The organism is Ensifer sp. EB106-03-01-XG145 (assembly GCF_058792075.1).
In genome coordinates this window covers 18,983-37,807 of record NZ_JBYTEC010000002.1, presented here as the reverse complement: position 1 = coordinate 37,807, position 18,825 = coordinate 18,983, and the positions used below count along the sequence as shown (strand labels likewise).

16 protein-coding genes are annotated in these 18,825 nt (G+C 61.5%); 6 read left to right on the top strand and 10 right to left on the bottom strand.

Annotated elements, in window-relative coordinates; all coding sequences use genetic code 11:
- Positions 1 to 38 precede the first annotated feature (38 nt).
- Complete coding sequence (locus AC3WWH_RS08765) at positions 39 to 215, bottom strand: hypothetical protein (protein WP_197417354.1); 177 nt, start codon at positions 213 to 215, stop codon at positions 39 to 41.
- Positions 216 to 535: 320 nt separating this feature from the next.
- Here AC3WWH_RS08765 and repA point away from each other — a divergent pair, with 320 nt between their 5' ends.
- From repA to AC3WWH_RS08745, 4 genes are all read left to right on the top strand, one after another.
- The gene (gene repA, locus AC3WWH_RS08760) at positions 536 to 1,732 is read left to right on the top strand and encodes a plasmid partitioning protein RepA (protein ID WP_373419892.1); all 1,197 of its coding nucleotides are present in this window, start codon (positions 536 to 538) and stop codon (positions 1,730 to 1,732) included.
- 3 nt (positions 1,733 to 1,735) lie between these two features.
- Entirely contained in the window at positions 1,736 to 2,749 is a 1,014-nt protein-coding gene (gene repB, locus AC3WWH_RS08755; protein WP_058322693.1) for a plasmid partitioning protein RepB, read from the top strand.
- Between the two features lie 156 nt (positions 2,750 to 2,905).
- Complete coding sequence (gene repC, locus AC3WWH_RS08750) at positions 2,906 to 4,195, top strand: plasmid replication protein RepC (RefSeq protein WP_492376910.1); 1,290 nt, start codon at positions 2,906 to 2,908, stop codon at positions 4,193 to 4,195.
- 1,465 nt (positions 4,196 to 5,660) lie between these two features.
- Positions 5,661 to 6,824, top strand: coding sequence for an RHE_PE00001 family protein (locus tag AC3WWH_RS08745; protein WP_113398775.1), 1,164 nt, complete (start codon positions 5,661 to 5,663; stop codon positions 6,822 to 6,824).
- Positions 6,825 to 6,962: 138 nt separating this feature from the next.
- On the opposite strand, the gene AC3WWH_RS08740 is transcribed toward AC3WWH_RS08745, so the two are convergent.
- From AC3WWH_RS08740 to AC3WWH_RS08715, 6 genes are all read right to left on the bottom strand, one after another.
- On the bottom strand, positions 6,963 to 7,178 hold the full coding sequence (locus tag AC3WWH_RS08740) for a hypothetical protein (RefSeq protein WP_058322690.1): 216 nt from the start codon (positions 7,176 to 7,178) through the stop codon (positions 6,963 to 6,965).
- Positions 7,179 to 7,230: 52 nt separating this feature from the next.
- Complete coding sequence (locus AC3WWH_RS08735; protein ID WP_162752527.1) at positions 7,231 to 7,926, bottom strand: helix-turn-helix domain-containing protein; 696 nt, start codon at positions 7,924 to 7,926, stop codon at positions 7,231 to 7,233.
- A gap of 90 nt (positions 7,927 to 8,016) precedes the next feature.
- Positions 8,017 to 8,412, bottom strand: coding sequence for a hypothetical protein (locus AC3WWH_RS08730; protein ID WP_058322688.1), 396 nt, complete (start codon positions 8,410 to 8,412; stop codon positions 8,017 to 8,019).
- A gap of 189 nt (positions 8,413 to 8,601) precedes the next feature.
- Entirely contained in the window at positions 8,602 to 10,107 is a 1,506-nt protein-coding gene (locus tag AC3WWH_RS08725; RefSeq protein WP_058322687.1) for a tripartite tricarboxylate transporter permease, read from the bottom strand.
- A gap of 10 nt (positions 10,108 to 10,117) precedes the next feature.
- Positions 10,118 to 10,579 carry a tripartite tricarboxylate transporter TctB family protein gene (locus tag AC3WWH_RS08720; protein WP_058322686.1) on the bottom strand — a complete coding sequence of 154 codons (462 nt, stop codon included), beginning with the start codon at positions 10,577 to 10,579 and terminating at the stop codon, positions 10,118 to 10,120.
- 228 nt (positions 10,580 to 10,807) lie between these two features.
- Complete coding sequence (locus AC3WWH_RS08715) at positions 10,808 to 11,785, bottom strand: tripartite tricarboxylate transporter substrate-binding protein (RefSeq protein ID WP_058322685.1); 978 nt, start codon at positions 11,783 to 11,785, stop codon at positions 10,808 to 10,810.
- A gap of 333 nt (positions 11,786 to 12,118) precedes the next feature.
- On the opposite strand from AC3WWH_RS08715, the gene AC3WWH_RS08710 reads away from it, so the two are divergent.
- Complete coding sequence (locus AC3WWH_RS08710; protein WP_058322684.1) at positions 12,119 to 13,921, top strand: TPR end-of-group domain-containing protein; 1,803 nt, start codon at positions 12,119 to 12,121, stop codon at positions 13,919 to 13,921.
- 16 nt (positions 13,922 to 13,937) lie between these two features.
- On the opposite strand, the gene AC3WWH_RS08705 is transcribed toward AC3WWH_RS08710, so the two are convergent.
- The 3 genes from AC3WWH_RS08705 to AC3WWH_RS08695 form a co-directional block, all read right to left on the bottom strand.
- Positions 13,938 to 14,723 (bottom strand): pseudouridine synthase, encoded by a 786-nt coding sequence (locus tag AC3WWH_RS08705; protein WP_058322683.1) that lies wholly within the window; start codon positions 14,721 to 14,723, stop codon positions 13,938 to 13,940.
- A gap of 81 nt (positions 14,724 to 14,804) precedes the next feature.
- On the bottom strand, positions 14,805 to 16,367 hold the full coding sequence (locus tag AC3WWH_RS08700) for a D-aminopeptidase (RefSeq protein WP_058322682.1): 1,563 nt from the start codon (positions 16,365 to 16,367) through the stop codon (positions 14,805 to 14,807).
- 97 nt (positions 16,368 to 16,464) lie between these two features.
- Positions 16,465 to 18,183: an ABC transporter ATP-binding protein gene (locus AC3WWH_RS08695; RefSeq protein WP_110880206.1), complete on the bottom strand. Its 1,719-nt coding sequence runs from the start codon at positions 18,181 to 18,183 to the stop codon at positions 16,465 to 16,467.
- 333 nt (positions 18,184 to 18,516) lie between these two features.
- On the opposite strand from AC3WWH_RS08695, the gene AC3WWH_RS08690 reads away from it, so the two are divergent.
- On the top strand, positions 18,517 to 18,816 hold the full coding sequence (locus tag AC3WWH_RS08690) for a DUF6074 family protein (RefSeq protein WP_093233429.1): 300 nt from the start codon (positions 18,517 to 18,519) through the stop codon (positions 18,814 to 18,816).
- The last annotated feature ends 9 nt before the right edge of the window (positions 18,817 to 18,825 follow it).

Here is an 18,825-nt window from a genome sequence, read left to right as displayed (position 1 = left end):
ACAGCTGCAGCGGCGAAGGCCCCGCTGCCGCCCGCTGATCAATAGAGAAGATGCCAGGGCGTCAGGAATGCACGCGCCCATTCCTGATTGCGGTCAGACTCTTCGCAGTCCGACTTCTCAACCGGAGCTGTCCCGACCTCCACGCGCGATTGCCGTGTCGCCTTTGGTGGCGGCGGCGCCAGATAACCGAGGGTCATTCCACCAAGATAGAACATAGCGAACCTTCTCGCGTCACGTCTCTGATAGACACAATCGTGACACAATCCGCTCATCTGTCAATAGTCTATAAATTCTATACTCTTTTAGAGCTTCTCCTCTCGGCCGGGAAGTGGCCCGCCAAGCCGTGGCAACTTCACCACGAAGTCTCAGTTGTCCGCGGACAACCAGCAGCGATCCCGGGTTCATTCGCCGCCAAATCACGGCCTTGGGTATAGATCGCTATGCATTTGTAAAACCGAACCGAATCGGAGCATAGTGCATCTGCGCATATTGTTCCGATATGACGATTTTTGCGCAGTTTTCGGGGAACCCAATGTTGCAACAGAAAATTCAAGGTCACGACGAACAGGAGCATCTGCCGACGCTTCTGGCTGCCGATGCTTTGGAACTGGCGCATCAGCTGCAGCAGCATCAAAAGAAGATCTTCCCTCCGCAAGCCCAAAAGGCAATGCGCCTCTTCAGCCCTGCCGAAGCCGCCGCCTTTATCGGAATCGGCGAAGGCTATCTGAGACAGGTGGCCTCAGAGGGCCACGGCCCGGCGCCCTTGTCAAACGGTCGGCGCATGTACGCCATTGAGGACATCGAGCGCATCCGCCGCGTTCTCGACGAAGGCGGAAAATCCGGGAAATACGTCCCGCATCGCCGCGGCGACGAGAAGCTTCAAGTCATATCGGTCATGAATTTCAAGGGTGGATCGGCGAAGACGACGACATCCGCCCACCTTGCCCAATATCTGGCCCTCCGCGGCTACCGGACGCTCGCGATCGACCTTGATCCGCAGGCTTCGCTTTCCGCCCTCTTCGGCCACCAGCCGGAATTGGACGTTGGTGAGGGCGAAACGCTTTACGGCGCGATCCGCTACGACGAGCCGAGACCGATCGCGGACATCGTCCGTTCGACCTATACGGCCAACCTTCACCTCATTCCCGGCAATCTCGAGCTCATGGAGTTCGAGCATGAGACGCCGAAGGCAATGATGGTAGGTGGCGCTGCCGAAACCCTCTTCTTCGCGCGCATCGGCGACGTATTGGCGGAAATCGAGAGTTTCTACGATATCGTCGTCATCGACTGCCCGCCGCAACTCGGCTTCCTGACCATGTCGGCGCTCTGTGCCGCGACGTCCGTTCTCATCACCGTGCATCCGCAGATGCTCGACGTCATGTCGATGTCGCAGTTCCTGTCGATGACGAGTGAGCTGATGAGTGTCGTCGAGAAGGCCGGAGGTCGCACAAGTTACGACTGGATGCGCTATCTCGGCACGCGTTTCGAGCCGAATGACGGTCCGCAGAGCCAGATGACCGGCTTTATGCGCGCCATTTTCGGCAACCGCATGCTGCAGAACGCGATGGTGAAGTCGACGGCTATCTCCGATGCCGGCGTGACGAAGCAGACACTCTACGAAGTCGAACGCTCGCAATTCGTCCGCGGCACATACGACCGCGCCATGGATTCGCTGAACCAGGTCAATGGCGAGATCGAAGAACTGATCCGTCAGGTTTGGGGGAGGAAGTAATCCATGGCCCGTAAGAACCTGATTGGAATTACGGACGACACGGCCGGAAACGACGCTGAAACGGCTCTGGAACGCCTCGCAACAGCCCGGCCGATCGCCGGCCTGAGTGTCGGAACGCGGCAAGTAAGCGCCGTCGGCGGCATTACTCGGTCCCTGTCGAACATCACCCAGAAAGTTGAGCGCGCCCAGGAATTGGAGCGCCAGCTTGCCGAAGGACTGACGATCGTCGATCTCGACCCTGCGCTCATCGACGCCTCTTTCGTCGTCGATCGTCTCGAGATCGGAGCAGATGCACAATCCGCTCTTGCAGAACAGATTCGCGAGCACGGACAACAGGTTCCGATCCTCGTGCGTCCGCATCCGGATGCCGAAGGGCGCTACCAGGTTGCCTACGGTCATCGCCGATTGGCAGCTGCACGCGAGCTTGGCAGCAAGGTCCGCGCGGTTGTCCGCGATCTCAGCGACGAACAGTTGGTCGTCTCTCAGGGGCAGGAGAACAACACTCGCACGGATCTGTCGTTCATAGAGCGATCACTCTTCGCCACTCGCCTTGAGGATCGTGGCTTCTCCCGCGAGATCATCATGTCCTCGCTTGGCGTCGACAAGGCGGCACTTTCGAAGATGATTTCCGTCGTTCGTCGGCTACCGACCGCCCTGATCGAGGCGATTGGGCCGGCGCCGACGATTGGTCGGCGTCGTTGGTTCGAACTCGCCGATCTTCTGGACCAGGACGGAAGAGCCGAAGCTGCAGACGTCTTTGTCAAAGACAAACAATTTCAGGCTGCCGGGAGCGATCAGCGTTTTGATACGCTTTACGCCTTCCTGAGCGCCTCCAAGGCGCGCGCCAGAGCCATCTCGTGGGTGGCGCCCGACGATACAACCCCGGTCCGGATCCGTGAAACGGATGGCGAAACGACGCTGTCCTTCAGCAGGAAGAAGGCCCCGGGCTTTGCAGATTTCGTGAGGCAGAGGCTCAAATCTCTGTACCTCGAATACCAAGAGGAAACAGGAGACTAAACAGAGCAAAAGAAAAAGGCTTCCGAACGACTAGCGCTGCGGAAACCCTTCTCTCGTGTAGCAACTAGAGAATCCCATTTCCGCGAATCGGTGTCAAGAGTTTTCAACGTCGTTTCGGCGAACGAATTTCTTTTGCCTTGAAAAAGGTGAAGACAAGTGGATTGTGGGATTGTGACGACGCCCTTCGGGCGGCGGGCGATGTCGCTTGGGATGTTGGCGCACCAACTTTCCAGCGCTTCGGCCGTCGACGAAGGCAAGGTCGATAAATGGAAATTGTTTCGAACGGTCTGCGCCGCCAAGTCGAACCTTGGCGTTTCCGATCGCTCTCTTGCCGTCTTGAACGCATTGCTGTCGTTCTACCCGAAGACGGAACTCGAGGCAGCCGACGGTCTCGTCGTGTTTCCCTCCAACGCTCAGCTTTCCCTGAGAACACACGGCATGGCCGAGACGACGCTCCGGCGGCATCTCGCCACCCTGGTCGAGGCTGGCCTCATTCTCCGGCGCGATAGCCCCAACGGTAAGCGTTACGCTCGCCGTGACCGCAAGGGAGCGATTGGCCAGGCATTCGGGTTCGACCTTGCGCCGTTGCTTTCTCGCGCGGCCGAGTTCGAAGCTGAGGCTGCTCGTCTGGAAGCTGACCGGCGTTACCTTCAGATGATGCGTGAACGCATGAGCCTCTGCCGCCGTGACGTTGCAAAGTTGATCGATCTGTTGCGCCCATCTGATATCGCCTACGCTGAAGAGGCCGAAGCGCGCTGCCAGGCCGTCTCTATGTCCCTCTCGCGCAAGCCCTCCATCGCCGAAATCGAGCGCCTCCTCCCTGTTCTTGCCCTGCTGCAGGACGAACTGACTAATCGTCTGGAAAATCTACTGAAAACACAAAATACGGCTGCCAATGAACGCCAAAATGAGCGGCACATACAGAATTCAGAATCCGATTATCTTTCTGAATCTGAACCGGCTGATGAAAGACTTGGGGTGGAATTTTCGCGCAAAGCGTCGACGGATGTGCTGCCGGTTGGCCAAAATGCGAGTGATCCACCTGCAAATATCGAAACATCGCTGCTGCCGGAACGTCGCTCGCATCCCCCGGCAACCCCTCCCCTCATCCGTGCTACACCGCTGCCACTCGTATTGAAGGCCTGCCCGCAAATCCGCGACTACGGCCCATCCGGTCGTATCGACAACTGGCGCGATCTCCTGACAGCCGCCACAGTCGTAAAAAACATGCTTGGGATCAGCCCTGATGCCTACAACGAAGCCTGCGCCACACTCGGGCCAGAAACGACCGCGACCGTGCTGGCGTGCCTTCTGGAGCGAGCTGAGCACATTCATTCCGCCGGCGCCTATCTACGTGACCTGACGCGCCGAGCGAAGAGCCAATCCTTCGCTGTCTCGGCAATGTTATCGGCACGTCTACGCGCCCAAGCTTCGGTCGTTGGATGAATGGAGGACGGGCCATTTGATGGAAGCTGAGTGCGATGTTCTGATGTAGCCGTTACTTCTCTCGCCGATCGATGCGAGCTTGTATAAGGCAACCAAATGCGGGAAACTGGAGGCGCAGGGATTCGTTGATATCTTTGGGATATTGTAGTGCTCAGGATTCAATTTGAGTCTCCCGCCATCTCCTCGATAACATTGTTGTTTTTGTCCCTTTTGGAAAGAAAAGGGGCTTTTGCTTCCGTCGCTCGGACGGCTTTGGGAATGGCCGGTGATCCGCTAGCGCGGGTTTTGCCGATGGCTCTCTACGATTGGAAACAGCTGCCTGCAAAGACGGCTCCACTGGTTAGGTTTTGAACGTTAGTGGGGGTCGAAGGGCGCCGGGACATTGAGCTTCGGCGTGCGCCCCTCATGTTGACAGCTGTCAACGGAGCGGGCTGGGCGCGAGGCAAGAGCAATTCGAAGCGGACGGGAACGAGGACTGCCAGAAATTCAGCTTAACAAGCTCCGTGGATAAAAGAGCGATATAGCCGCCCGCTCTCAAGACGGTATGCTGCGTTCAGCGCGTGGTCCCGCACTCCACTTCCGGCAACGATGTTGGGGCACGAATCGGCCGAGGGCCTTGGCCTAACGGGCCTAGCGGCGTCGGCAAGACTACGGTAAGTCTGGTTCTGGCGCGGAGCCATCCCGGTACGATCAACATCGCCGGCGACGCTTTGCGCCATTTCGCCCCGGAAGATGTTCGAACTTCCCTAGGACTCGGTTCGACATACCGGGCTGGCGCTGCACTCGCCGCTGCCTGTCTGGCCATGGGTGCCATCAGGGTCTGCTTCGATTATGTCTTTGACGACGCCGAGAAGTTGGATCTGTTTTGCAGCGCGCTACCTCGTGAAACGCCGGACTTTGTCTTCACGCTTTGGACGCCAATCGATCGTGTCATTGATCGGGAAGCGAACCGTGTCGGACGCAAACGGATGGGGCATGCTGTCGGGCGCACGTACGAGGCGTCGAGCGAAACCTGCATAAGCTCGGGCGGATGATTTCAAATCACGGAACGCCGGAGCGGGCAGCGCAGACGATCATGGAAGCGATAGCCAACCCGGCGAACCTCTGGCCCCGCCCTGCCCCGGAGAACTGGATGATCGTTTGGTCATTCCCGAGAGAACCAGTTGAAGTGTTCCGCGGATTTCTCCAGATGGAGTTTCCGGCTCATCGCTTCGTGGCGCGTTGACAGCTGTCAACAGTCGATGCGCTTAGCCCAATGCAAGCCGACGGCAATTGCCACCAGAGTTCGAGGCCTTGTCGTACAAGGCTCCAATCGGCGAACGATTGAGCAAGTCCATCGCGGAGGCTACGCCATACCGGCGCAACGCCGGTGCGCTCTTTCAAATTGCCTTGCGATACCGCGCATCTGTGACGGAAATGAATATCGTGTTACGTTCCATTTCGACACTGGCACCCTTAGTTTGAAATGCGATACCAGATCCCCGATCCCTATCATCCGACACTGCTTCCACTGCTGATTTCGGCAGAAGATGGTTTGGCGCGACTGGACGAGCGAACAAACCGCCATGCGGTCGAAGACGGCTTCCGCGAGCGTGGCCACTTCTTCGACGCTGCGGCTGCCCTATGGGTTGCCGGTGAACTCGTCCATGTCGAGGATCTCGTGTTGCATGATGCCCATATGGATGCCCGTGCCCCGACGCATGAATTGACGATTGCCCATTCGGTTATACGCGCGCGGCGGCGCATCTGGCTGGCCGAACCCGCATGGGCGTTTTCGCCTCAGGGTCTCGCTGCCCTTCGAGGCGAACAGCTTGCACCGGCGAATGCCGGCGGTATGCCTGCGGAGGCCGGGCTGGAGCTGCAATCGAGTGCCACTGGCAATGACCGTCATCTTGAGGCGGACGACGAGGAGGACGGCAATCCGATGGCTGCCGAGTTCGCGGCCATCGATGCGGCGATCGCTCGGTCACAGCAGCTGCTGGAAGCGCACGACAAGGATACGCTCGAAGTCGCTGAGCGCGCGGCACGTGTGACCGCACAGGAGCCCATGGGACAGCTGGGCCTGCTCTTTGACGAGGAATGGGACGAAGACGCACGTATCGACGAATGGCGCCAGGTGGTCGCGACAGCGGATCAGTTGCCGGCCAGCCTTGGCGCCGCGCTGCTCTTCGATGCCTGGGAGCGGATCGAGCCGCTGCGCCGCCAACACTGGATGGGTTCACTGCTCGTTGGCGCCTATCTGAGATCACGCGGCAAGGTTACCTCGCATCTCCTCTCCTTCAACGCCGGACAAAAGGTCGTCCGTCACGAACGACGGCGCTCGCAAGATCCAGTGACACGATGGAGCGCCTTCTTGGAAGCGATGACGGTGACCGCGGATCTGGGTCTCAAGGAACTCGACCGCCTATCGCTGGCCAAGACCCAGATGGAGCTGCGCATCCGCGATCGGCGCTCCAACAGCAGCCTGCCGGCGCTGATCGAGTTGGTGCTGTCGCGACCGATCGTTTCAGCCACGCTCGTCGCGCAGCATGTCGGCGTGACGCCGCGTGGTGCGTTGAACCTCGTGCGGGAACTTGGCATCCGCGAAATGACCGGCCGCGGACGCTACCGCGGCTGGGGTGTGCTTTAGCCCATGCGCTGGGCGCCCAAGGGAGGACCTAGAGCGCGTCGCGATCGTTCAGATTAGCTCCTTGCGCTTTAAGCTTTTGGTATTTCGCATGTCGTTGTCGTAAACCGCCGCGCACTTCTGCGCGACAGGCTTTAGCCATTAGCCCATGGTGATCAGGATCAGGAGCACGAAAACGACTGGCACAAGAACCAACGCCGGGATGATGATCGCCGGGTAGCCGAAGGCGACGATCGCGAGCAGCCAGATCAATGCGCAGTTGATCACAAACAGGACTTTTGCCGTCTGCGATCCCTGCACGGCTTCCCTCAGCATCCAGCCGAACACCGGCACGTTGTAGACAAGTCTGGCAATCATTGTTCTTCCTTTTCTGGGGCAGTCCGGGTGGGGATGGACTGTTCGGAGATCTTCAGTTCTGGGGATGCGCGCTGCGGGCCGCCCGCTGGCGGGTGAGACCCGCTGCGGCTTCGAGGCGTTCGGGATCGAGCACGCGCATGGTCTTCGGATGGTTGAAATCGATCAGGCCTTCGCGCTTGAAGCGATTGAGACAGCGGCTGACGGTCTCGACGGTAAGGCCGAGCCAGTCGGCAAGATCTGCCCGGGTGAGATGCAGGTGGAAGCTCAGTCGGGCAGGGACGCCGCTGCGATTGAACAGACGCGACAGCTCGACCAAGGCACTTGCCACCTTCTCGCTCGCGGTCTTGCGACCAAGCAGGGTGGCATGCGTCTGCAGCCGATGCAGCGTCGTCTTCAACTCGCTGGCAACAGCCGGATTGGTTGCGTGAAGTTCGGCATCGCCCAGGGATTCGATACGCGCGATGCTCAAGGTTTCCGCCGTGGCGATGTTGCGTCCATCGATTGTGAAACCGAAAAGCCGGCCGGGACCGAGCACATCGGTGATTTGCCTGCGGCCGTCGTCAAGCAGTTGAGAGAGGACGATACAACCGTCGAGCAAGCGAAAGAGCGAGCGGTTGCGGCCACCTTCAAAAAGCAGTGTGAAGTTTTCACCGACCACACGGCTGCGGGCGGGAAGACGCGGCGGTCTGCCCAAGGACGCAAGGGGAGGGGCCGCGGAGGGCGCGACTGTGGATTGGGTTTCGGGCATGGGATATGTCCGCATTGCGGATACAAGGAGGCACGACGCCTCGCTGCCATCCGACATCGAAGGAGGGCGTTGACAGCTGTCAACGCGGTTTCAAAGCCAGATGATGGTTTGGGGCGGTCCGCGCGGACTGGAGTTCGGCGAATGGACCTGTGTTGGCGGCTGTACGGCGGTCACCGCAGCCGTGGGCGCAAGGCTACCTTGCAGGCGCTCGCCGACGGTGTCATCCGGCGGCGTTAGCAGCGCCCAGAAGAACCGGCAGGCACTGCAGACATGTTTCTGCGCCGGCTTTTCCTTCCCGTCGGCGTCAATGCCGGTTTGACAGAAATCCGGCAGTGATCCGTCGGGAAGCGCGTAGAGCGCGTAATCGGCTGGCGAGATTGGGGCAGCGAAGGCAAGGCCGAGATGGGCGAAACCCAGCAGGAAAAGAGCCACGGCGCACAGGGTGCGCAGGGTCTTGTCCCATCTTGATTTCGTGCGGCGTGTCATTGCTCGGCTTCGTCCTCGTCTCTTTCTTCGATGAGTGAGAGATAGGCGAGCGGCTTGACAAAGCTCAATGTGGCAAACCGCGCAGGGGCAGAATGCCGCAGTCAAGGGAACGCCGCGCGTCCGGTTGGAGGCGCGGCGTCTTAAGGTATTGATTTATATAACTATTGTCGAGAAAATGGTTGGCAGTGATCAATCCTCCTCGACAAAGACCTGCTGCCGCTTGGCCTTCACGCTCGGCAGGAATACGACGATGAGCACCAATGCCGCGATCAGAAGCAGGATCGCGCTGATCGGTCGGGTGACGAAGGTCGTCGCATCGCCGCGCGACAGGATCATGGCGCGGCGAAGGTTCTCCTCAAGCAGCGGCCCGAGCACGAAGCCGAGCAGCAGCGGCGCCGGTTCGCAGCGCAGCTTCAACAGCAGGTAACCGACGAGGCCGAAGAAGGCGACGGCATAGAGGTCATAGACGTTCGAGTTGACGCTGTAGACGCCGATCGAGCAGAACGCCATGATGATCGGGAACAGCACGTAATAGGGGATCTTGAGCAGTTTCACCCAGAGCCCGATCAACGGCAGGTTGAGAACCACCAGCATCAGGTTGCCGATCCACATCGAGGCGATGATGCCCCAGAAGAGCGCGGGTTGCTCGGACGCCACGTTCGGACCGGGCACGATCCCCTGGATGATCATCGCTCCGATCATCAGTGCCATGACCGGGTTGGCCGGAATGCCAAGGGTGAGCAGCGGGATGAACGAGGTCTGCGCACCGGCATTGTTGGCGCTTTCCGGACCGGCGACGCCGGCGATGGCGCCATGGCCGAACTCTTCAGGACGGTCCGAGACGCGCTTTTCCACCGTATAGGAGGCGAAAGCAGCAAGGATCGCGCCGCCGCCGGGCAGAATGCCGAGGGCCGAGCCGATGATGGTGCCGCGCACGACCGGTCCGAACATGCGCTTGAAGTCATCCCGCGTCGGCATCAGGTCCGTGACCTTGGCCATCAGCACTTCGCGGGTGCGTTCGCTTTCGAGGTTGCGCAGGATTTCGGCGATGCCGAAGACACCGACGGCGAGCGCGACGAAGTTCAGCCCGTCAGCATACTCCCGGATGCCGAGCGTGAAACGCGGCGTGCCGGAATAGATGTCGGTGCCGACCAAACCAAGCAGCAGGCCCAGCGCCACCATGGCCAGAGCCTTGGTGATCGATCCATGGGCGAGCGCGATCGATGAGACGAGGCCGACGATCATCAGCGAGAAATATTCGGCCGCGCCGAATTTCAGAGCGATCTCGGTCAATGGCGGCGCGAAGACTGCGACGAGGAACGTCGAGACGGTGCCGGCGAAGAATGAGCCGAGCGCTGCAATGGCGAGTGCCGCACCAGCACGGCCTTTGCGGGCCATCTGGTAGCCGTCGATCGCGGTAACCGCCGAGGAGGATTCGCCTGGCATGTTGATCAGGATGGCGGTGGTAGAGCCGCCATATTGGGCGCCGTAGTAGATGCCGGCGAGCATGATCAGCGACGAGACCGGTTCGAGCTGGAAGGTGATCGGCAGCAGCATGGCGATGGTCGCCGTGGCGCCAATGCCCGGAAGCACGCCGATCAAGGTGCCGAGCAAAACGCCGATCAGGCAGAAGAGCAGATTGGCAGGGGAGGCCGCGGTTGCGAAACCGAGCGCAAGATTGCTGAAGAGTTCCATCGCGCGTCTCCTAAAACTGGACCCAGGGGCCGAAGCGCTGGAAGGGCAGGCCGAGGCCATAGCTGAACACCGCGACCGAGAAGGCGGTCAGCGCCAGTGAAAGCGCCAGCGCCATGAGCGGTTTCATCCGGCCCGATGCGAAGCAGGCGATCAGCGCGGTGAAGAACAGCGCCGGCACGAAGCCGAGGCCACGGACTGTCAGGCCGAAGAAGATGGGCGCCGGCAGGATGAAGGCCATGCCGCGCAGCGCGATCGGGCCGATGGGCTCGCCTTGGACGCGGGTGGACTGCACGAGGATCACGATGCCGAGCAGCGTCAGGATGATCGCGAGCACCAGCGGGAAGTAGCCGGGGCCCATGCGAAAGGCGGTGCCAAGCTCGAGATTGAAGGCCTGCCAGGTGAAGAACAGCCCGACCGCTGTCAATATCCCGCCGCAGAGCGCATTGGTGGTGTCGAAGGAGAGTGATTTCATCGTGTCCCCATATGTTCTGGGCGGGGCAGCCGGCCGAGGCTTTCCTGACCGCCTCCCGCATTGGCATTGCCGGCGTCACGCCGGGTTCGCGCATTGGGCGGCGCACGTTGACAGCTGTCAACAGCGGTTGACGGCATTTGACCCCTCTCCGGGCACCGTCGCAGCTTCCCCAATGCCAGAGGCGCCGCGCTCCGGGGTGAACCGGGACGCGGCGCGACGAGCCATGGATCAGTCGGCGTACTGGCCGGCTGCTTCGATCACCGGCTTCCAGCGGGCGATTTCGCTCTCAAGCTTTGCCTTCAGCGCGGCCGGGGTCGCATCGGCGTCGGAGGAGGGTTCGGTGCCGAGTTCGCCGAAGCGGGCGACGACGTTCGGATCCTTGAGCGCGACCTGCAGCGATTTCGACAGGCGTTCGGTCACTTCGGCGGGCGTGCCCTTCGGGGCGTAGATACCGTGCCAGATGCCGACCTGAAGGTTCGGTAGGCCGCCTTCGGCGGTCGTCGGCAGATCGGGGAAGACCTTGAGGCGTTCCGGTGAGGTGACCGCATAGGCCTTGATCGTGCCGCCCTGGATCTGCTTCGTGGTGTTGGTGGTCTGGTCGCACATGATGTCGACCTGGCCGCCGAGAAGATCGGTCATGGCCGGGCCGGTGCCCTTATAAGGCACGGTCGTCAGCGGTGTCTCGATGGCGCTCATGAACATCATGCCGCAGAGATGCGAGGCGGCGCCGATACCGGCATTGGCGACGGTGACGGTGTCCTTGTTCGCCTTGACGTACTCGACGAGACCCTTGAGGTCGGCCGGCTCCAGATCCTTGCGGGCGACGATGGTCATCGGCACTTCGGTAACGAGGCCGACATATTCGAAGGAGTTCAGCGTATCATAGGCGAGCTTGCGGTAGAGCGTGGCGCTGGTCGCCATGCCGATATGATGCAGAAGCACGGTGTAGCCATCCGGATCGGCCTGGGCGACGCGGCCGGCGCCAAGCGTCCCGCCGGCGCCGCCGACGTTCTCGACGATGATCTGCTGACCGAGATCCTTGGACATGGATTCAGCCACAAGACGCGCGACGGTATCGGTAGGGCCACCGGCCGAGAACGGCACGACCATGGTGATCGAGCGTTCGGGATAGGTTTGTGCATTGGCGGAAACGGCGAAAAGCGACAGGGCGGCAACAGCGCCGAGCAGGGCATTCAAGGTTTTCATCTCTTCCTCCCGGATGAAATATCGGCCAGCCGGCAAGGTTTCCTCCCGCGCCGGTTCTGGGTGCCCCCATTTGCAAACGCAATCGTAGAGCAGACAACGGCTTAGCGGGGTGACGGCGCGTATTTGTCGGGCGCGGGCGCTGATTTGGGTGGATTTGGAAACATGCGGCCAATCGTGTGGGTGGATTTCCACCCATCAAGGGCGGCGTGGTACCGCGCCCTTGAGTTCAGGGGCGATCAGGTGTCTTCGCTTGTTTCTTATGCCTGGGTGTGTTGGACTGACCTCGGGGAGGCTAAAGCTTCACAGTGAGCGCTCGCCCATGGGAATGGTTGGATGCGCAAACTGGCCGCTGTTCTCTGTATCGATATCGCCGGCTATAGCAAGCTGATGGGACGCGACGAGGCCGGTACGCTTGCCCGCGTCAAGGCGGCCTTTGCGGCATTCGATCCGACGCTGGTGCGGCACCATGGCCGGATCGTCAAGCTGATGGGTGACGGCGCCCTGATCGAGTTTGCGAGTGCGGTCGATGCGACCCTATGCGCAATGGCGCTTCAGAGCGTGGCCGCGGCAACCGACCCTTCACTCCGCTTTCGCATGGGGCTCAACCTGGGTGATGTGATCGCCGAAGATGGTGATCTCTATGGGGAAGGGGTCAACATCGCCGCACGGCTGCAAGCTCTCGCCGAGCCCGGTGGGATCATCCTCTCCGAAGCTGTCCGCGAGCACGTCGCCGGAAAGCTGAGCCTTGCCCTGGAAGACCTCGGGCCGATGTCGCTCAAGAACATCGAGCGCGCCGTCCGCGCCTTCGCCATCCACCCTGGCGGGCCGCAAGAGACCGGTGGCAAGCGCGAACGGATCGGCATCTGTGTCCTGCCCTTCACCAATATGAGCGGTGATCCGGAGCAGGACTATTTCAGTGCCGGCGTTACCGAGGACATCATCATCGACCTCAGCAAACTCTCGTCGCTCTCGGTCATCTCGCGGGCGACCTCCTTCGGGATGAAAGCACAGAGCGCGCGGGTCGTCGCACAACAACTGAACGTCGCCTACATCCTCGAAGGCAGCGTGCGCAAGGCCGGTGACCGAATGCGACTGGCGGCGCAGTTGATCGATGGCGCAAACGAGGCGACCGTCTGGGCCGAGCGCTTCGACCGAGAGATCAAGGACGTGTTGCGGCTGCAGTCAGACCTGGCAAGTGCCGTCGTCGAGGCGCTCCGGCTTCAGCTCCTACCTGCGGAGCGCCAGGCATTGGAGCGCAAAGCGCCGACCGATCCGGAAGCCTACAAGCTGTTTCTCCTGGCACGCGAATACAACATCACCGGGTCCGAGCGACATCTGCCGCTGATCATCCGGCTCTGCCGTCGCGTGACCGAGCTGGAGCCCGGCAATGCACGGGCTTGGGCCCTTCTTGGCGAAACGCTCAACCGGCTGCGGCGCAGCGTTGGAGGTGCGGAAACAGGCGAGCTGGAAATCGACCGCGCCCTCGAACTCGATTCCGGTCTCGCCAGCGCCCATGCCGCAAAGGCAATGCTATTTCTATATCGAGGACAGTTCGAGGAGGCGGAGGGGCAATGTGCTATTGCCCTGCAGCTCGAGCCTGACGACTACGCCACCAATCTCGCTGCCGGTCGAACCTTCATCATGCAGCGTCGCTATGACGACGCCATACGCCACTTTGAGCGGGCCGCGGCGCTGGCCCCCACGGACTACAACGCCGCCGCCATGGCTATCCAATGTTACCAGGGCAAGGGCGACGCGCAGGCGGCACTTGAGGCCTGTCGCCGTGCCTTGGCCCGGATCGAGCGCATCGTCGCTGCTGAGCCGGATCACAGCGGTGCGATCGGGCATGGCGCCGGCATCCTCGCCCTCCTTGGCGATCGCGAGAGGGCCAACGAATGGGCATCGCGCGCCAGTCTGCTTGAGCCCGACAATATCCAGCTGCAGGCAAATCTGGTTTGTGCCTGGGCGATCAGTGGTGACGCCGAAGCGGCCCTGGACGCGCTTGAGCGTATCACGCCGAAGATGAGCCCCGAATTGTTGGTATGGATGGAAAACGACAACGATCTGGACAGCCTGCGTTCACTGCCGCGTTTTGGGGAGATAATGCGTGTGGCAAGGGCCCGTTTTGGAAACTGAGATCCGTCGTCTGCCGTCAAAGACCCGTGCGTCGCCTCAGATAGGCGATTTCCTCAGGGGCCAGGCTGCGGCTCGTCCCCTTCGGCAAATCGCCAAGAGCGATCGTCCCGATTGAAACCCGCAGCAGGCGCAACACCTCGAAGCCGAGCGCATCGAGCATGCGGCGGATCTGGCGGTTGCGCCCCTCTTCCAGCTCGACTTCGATCCACGTGTTCTTGTCGCCGCCCCTGAGGTGGACGGCCCGCGCTGCGTGCAAGGTTTCGCCGCCTTCCTCGATGCCGGCAACCATCTGCTTGAGTTGGTCGTCACCGATCTGCCCGGCGACCTGCACGTGGTAGACCTTGCCGAGATGGGTTTCAGGATCAAGCAGGCGCTGGGCGAGTACCGTGTCGTTGGTGAAGAGCAGAAGTCCTTCGCTCGCCTTGTCGAGGCGACCGACCGGGGACAGGAAAGAGGTGTCTATATCCCTCAGGCAATCGAACACGGTCGGCCGGCCTTCCGGGTCGTGGCGGGTCGTGACCAGTCCACGCGGTTTGTTCAGCATCAGATAGATCTTCTCTTCGGCAAGCACCGGCTTGCCGTCGACCGTGATGCGATCCTTGTCGACGGCGACCCAGTGTGAAAGGTCCGTGATCTTGCGTCCGCCGACGCTGACGCGCCCTTCGAGCACGAGCTTTTCGGCCTGCGTGCGCGAACAATAGCCGAGCTTGGAAAGTGCGCGGGCAACCGTCACGCGCTTGCCGGAATCGGCCCCGGCGTGGCGTCCGGTTTCTCGAGCGGCTGTCGGTCGCTTCTGCTTCACGCTGTGATCTTCCGGTTCCTGGTCGTGTGCGGCCCGCTGCCGTACCCCTGCTTAAAATATCCGGTCGCTTCGACCGCGGCGTCAGCCGATCTTCGTGTAGTCGATCCGTCGGGCGAGCCAGCAGCCGATGGTGAGGCCGGCCACGTTGCCTTGCTGGTCGCGTCGGACAAGCACGGTCCAGTCTCCCGGTGCCGGTGCATCCATCGAGCGCTTGCAGCGAAGAAGCCAGACGTCTTCGGCCAGCGGTCGCATGGCGTGCATCGCGCCGGTCCCGAGCGAACCGTCGAAGCCACCGTAGAAGACACCATTGGTGGAAGCGATGTCGAGATGGGCGTCGAGTTCAACTGAGTGATAGCGACCGGCGATATCGGGAAGTGCCGTGCCGGAAACGCGGTCAGCGCTCACCGTCAGATTTTCGCGAGGCCGCTCCATGCGAAGCGAGGCGCCTTGTGCTGTCAGGGTCACTGCGGCCGAACCGGCGCTGCCGTCGGCGCTGACGGAAAGCGACTCGGGAGAGGTAGCAAACTGCAGTTCGACGCGGGACGATCCGCTGGGCCTGGTGACAAGGGCGAGGCCCGTTTCGGCATCCAGATAGTTGCCGGTGCCCTTGGCGTCCCAGCTTCCGGATGTGGTCTCGGTATCCTCGTGGCCGAGGGCGATCTTCATCAGCGCGACCGCCGCCGCATGGGCATCGCCTTCGTGATTGAACATCACCACGACAGAGAGGCGCTCGGCCGGCGCGTAGAGCCTGCGGCAGCGAAAACCGCGAAGCGCACCGCCATGGCCGCTGATGACGGCATCGCCGATCGTCTCGTGTGCGAGGCCGAAGCCGTAGGGTGCCGGGCGGCCATCGGCATAGGTCTGCGGTGCAGAAAGGCGCCGGTAGAGCCCGTCCGCATCGTCACGCGTCCTGTCGATAAAACACTCCCAGGCAAGCATATCGTCGAGCGAGGCGGAAACACCGGCGTCACCGGCCCAGTAGATGCGGTTCAGCGCCTCGAAATAGCCTGTTGTCTCGTTGCCCTCGTAACCGACGACGCCGTCCGGCGGCAGGCTCGTATCCGGTGTCAGGGCGGCGGTCTGCATGGCCGCGGGGCCAAAGACGGAGCGCTGATAGAGTTCCGCCATCGAGCGGCCGGTATGCTCCTCGATGAGATCGGCGAGAATGCGGAAATTGCCATTGGAATAGGAATAGCGGGTGCCGGGCTCGAAGTGTGTCGAGCGCGCCTTGGAGAGCAGCGGGCGTGCATCCTCGCGGCGGAAGACGCCGTCGTGGCTGGCGCCCTGCAGCACCGTCAATGCCCAGTAGTCGCGAAGTCCGGACTGGTTGTGACAGAGATGGGCAGCGGTCGGGCGCTTGCCTTCGAGCAAGGGGAGATAGACGTCGAGCGCCCGATCGAGCTTCTCGGGATCGCCGACCGTATCCAGCAGAACGGCGCAGGTCAGATGCTTGGTGATCGAGCAGATCGGTATCCGCGTCGCCATCGTCATCGGCTTGCGGGCCGTCAGGCCGGCATAGCCCCAGGCGTGGCGAAAGAGGACCTTGCCATCTCTGACCACACCGGCGACGCCGCCCGGTCCGGGGTAGTGCTGCGGCAAGGCTGCGAGGGTACGTTCAAGGACGGAAAGATCAGGAGTGTTCATGGCGCTGAAGGTCTATGGGACGGAGGGTAGGGGACGTTGTGTTCCGTTCGTATCGCCCCCTCCTTCCGCATGCAATGCCTGCAGCTCCGCGGCTTTGTCAGCCGGCGCCTGCCTGGGCGTGATAGAGGCGGCTATAGGCGCCCTTGGCGGCGAGCAGCGTTTCATGCGGCCCCTGTTCGCGAATGCCGCTGCCGTCGACGACGACGATGCGGTCCGCATCGCGGATCGTTGCCAGCCGATGCGCGATGATCAGCGTCGTCCTGCCCTTGGAAAGTTCGGCCAGCGACTGCTGGATCGCCCTTTCCGTTTCGGTGTCGAGCGCTGAGGTCGCCTCGTCGAGGATGAGGATCGCCGGGTTCTTCAGGAACATGCGGGCAATCGCCAGCCTCTGCTTCTGCCCGCCGGAAAGCTTGACGCCGCGCTCGCCGATCACCGTGTCCATGCCGTCCGGCAATGCCTGGATCATGCCGTCGAGCTTGGCGCGCCGCGCGGCATCCAGGATGTCCGCTTCACTCGCGCCAAGCCGCCCATAGGCGATGTTGTCGCGGATGCTGCCGGCAAAGAGGAAGACATCCTGCTGCACGATGCCGATCTGGCCGCGCAGCGACGAGAGCGTGATGTCACGGATGTCGATACCGTCGACGGTGATCGAACCCTCGCTGACCTCGTAGAAGCGCGGCAGCAGCGAGCAGATCGTCGTCTTGCCGGCGCCCGAGGGGCCGACGAAGGCGATCGTCTCGCCGGCATGGATCGTCAGGTCGATGTTCTGGATGATCGGCTTCTCGGCGCTATAGCCGAACGAGACGCCGCGATAGGTGATGTCGCCCTTGAGGCCGGAGACGTCGGCAGCACCCGGCCGGTCCTCGATATCGGGTTCGGTTTCCATGAGTTCGAGGAAGCGTTTGAAGCCGGCAATGCCCTTGGGGTAGGTCTCGATGACCGAATTGATCTTCTCGACCGGGCGGAAGAACACGCCGACCAGCAGCAGGAAGCTGACGAAGCCGCCATTCGTCAGTTCGCCCGTCAGCACGAAGTAGCAGCCGGTGATCATGACGATCAGCTGCGTCAGCCGCATGCTCATGTAGCTGAGCGACGTGCTCGCGGCCATGATGCGATAGGCTTCGAGCTTGGTGCGGCGATAGTTCTGGTTGTCGGTCTCGAACAGGCTGCGCTCATGGGCTTCGTTGGCGAAGGCCTGCACCACCCGCATGCCGCCGACATTCTCCTCGATGCGGGCGTTGAAGTCGCCGACACGGCCATAGAGGCTGCGGAAGTTTCGGGTCATCCGCCCACCATAACGGCTGGTGACCCAGGCGGTCATCGGCACCACGGCGGCCGTGATCAGCGCCAGCTGCCAATGCACCATCAGCATCAGCAACAGAGCGCCGATGAAGGTCATGATCGCTATGAACAGGTCCTCCGGCCCGTGGTGGGCGACTTCGCCGATTTCCTCGAGGTCCTTCGTCAGGCGTCCGACCAAATGGCCGGTCTTCTGGTTGTCGAAGAACGAGAAGGAGAGCTTCTGCAGATGGTCGAAGGCCATCCGCCGCATGTCCGTCTCGATGTTGATGCCGAGCATGTGACCCCAATAGGTAACTGTCGCCATCAGGCCGGTGTTGAGCAGATAGACCAGCAGAAGGCCGGCCGAGGACAGGAGGATCAGCGTCCATTGCTGGCTCGGCAAAAGCTGGTCGACGAACAGCTTCACCGCGATCGGGAAACCGAGTTCGAGCAGGCCGGACAATACGGCGCAGGAGAAGTCGAGAATGAACAGGCCGCGATAGGGGCGGTAAAACGCGAAGAAACGCTTCAACATGCAGGTGCACTCACTGGGGGGCGGCGACCGAGGGTCAGCAGAAATATGATTTCCAATGTCATGTTTTGTGCCGGAAACCAACCCAGAAAAGCCGAAAACCGTGTCGTGTGTTTGACGGGGTCGACATCTTCCGTCTCGCAGAGGATCAATCCGCACTTGGCGGCGTCGGCGGGAAGGAAACGTTAACCATAAGCTTCGTAGAACAGGAATCACCAGAGTGCTTCGCCTTCGATTGGGGACATCGGAGGCATCTGAGGTGCTCGATATCGACAAGCGTAGGGCGTCTTCAAGCGTTCGCGTCAACGCACGAAGTTCCAGGGGGCGAATGAGACGATGGCAGGCAATCAATCAGTGAAAGCCACGGAATCCGACGTAGGTACGATCGTTCCGTTTCCAGTGGCGAGGAGATTGACCGCCATCCGCACCGCTGCCGCCGAGCTCGAAGACCTGCATGGCGCCGAAGCGCTGCAATTCTGGCGCCGCCGGTGCCGCGCCCTTGCCGACGAACTTTTTGCCTGCGGCTGCTCGGAAGACGAAGTGCGCCGGCAGGTGATGGACTTCCAGGGTGAGGTTCAGGCCGAACTGCAGCACCGCCACCTCTCGCGCGTCTCTCAGGGCGCGATGAGCCAGTAACGGCGCCTT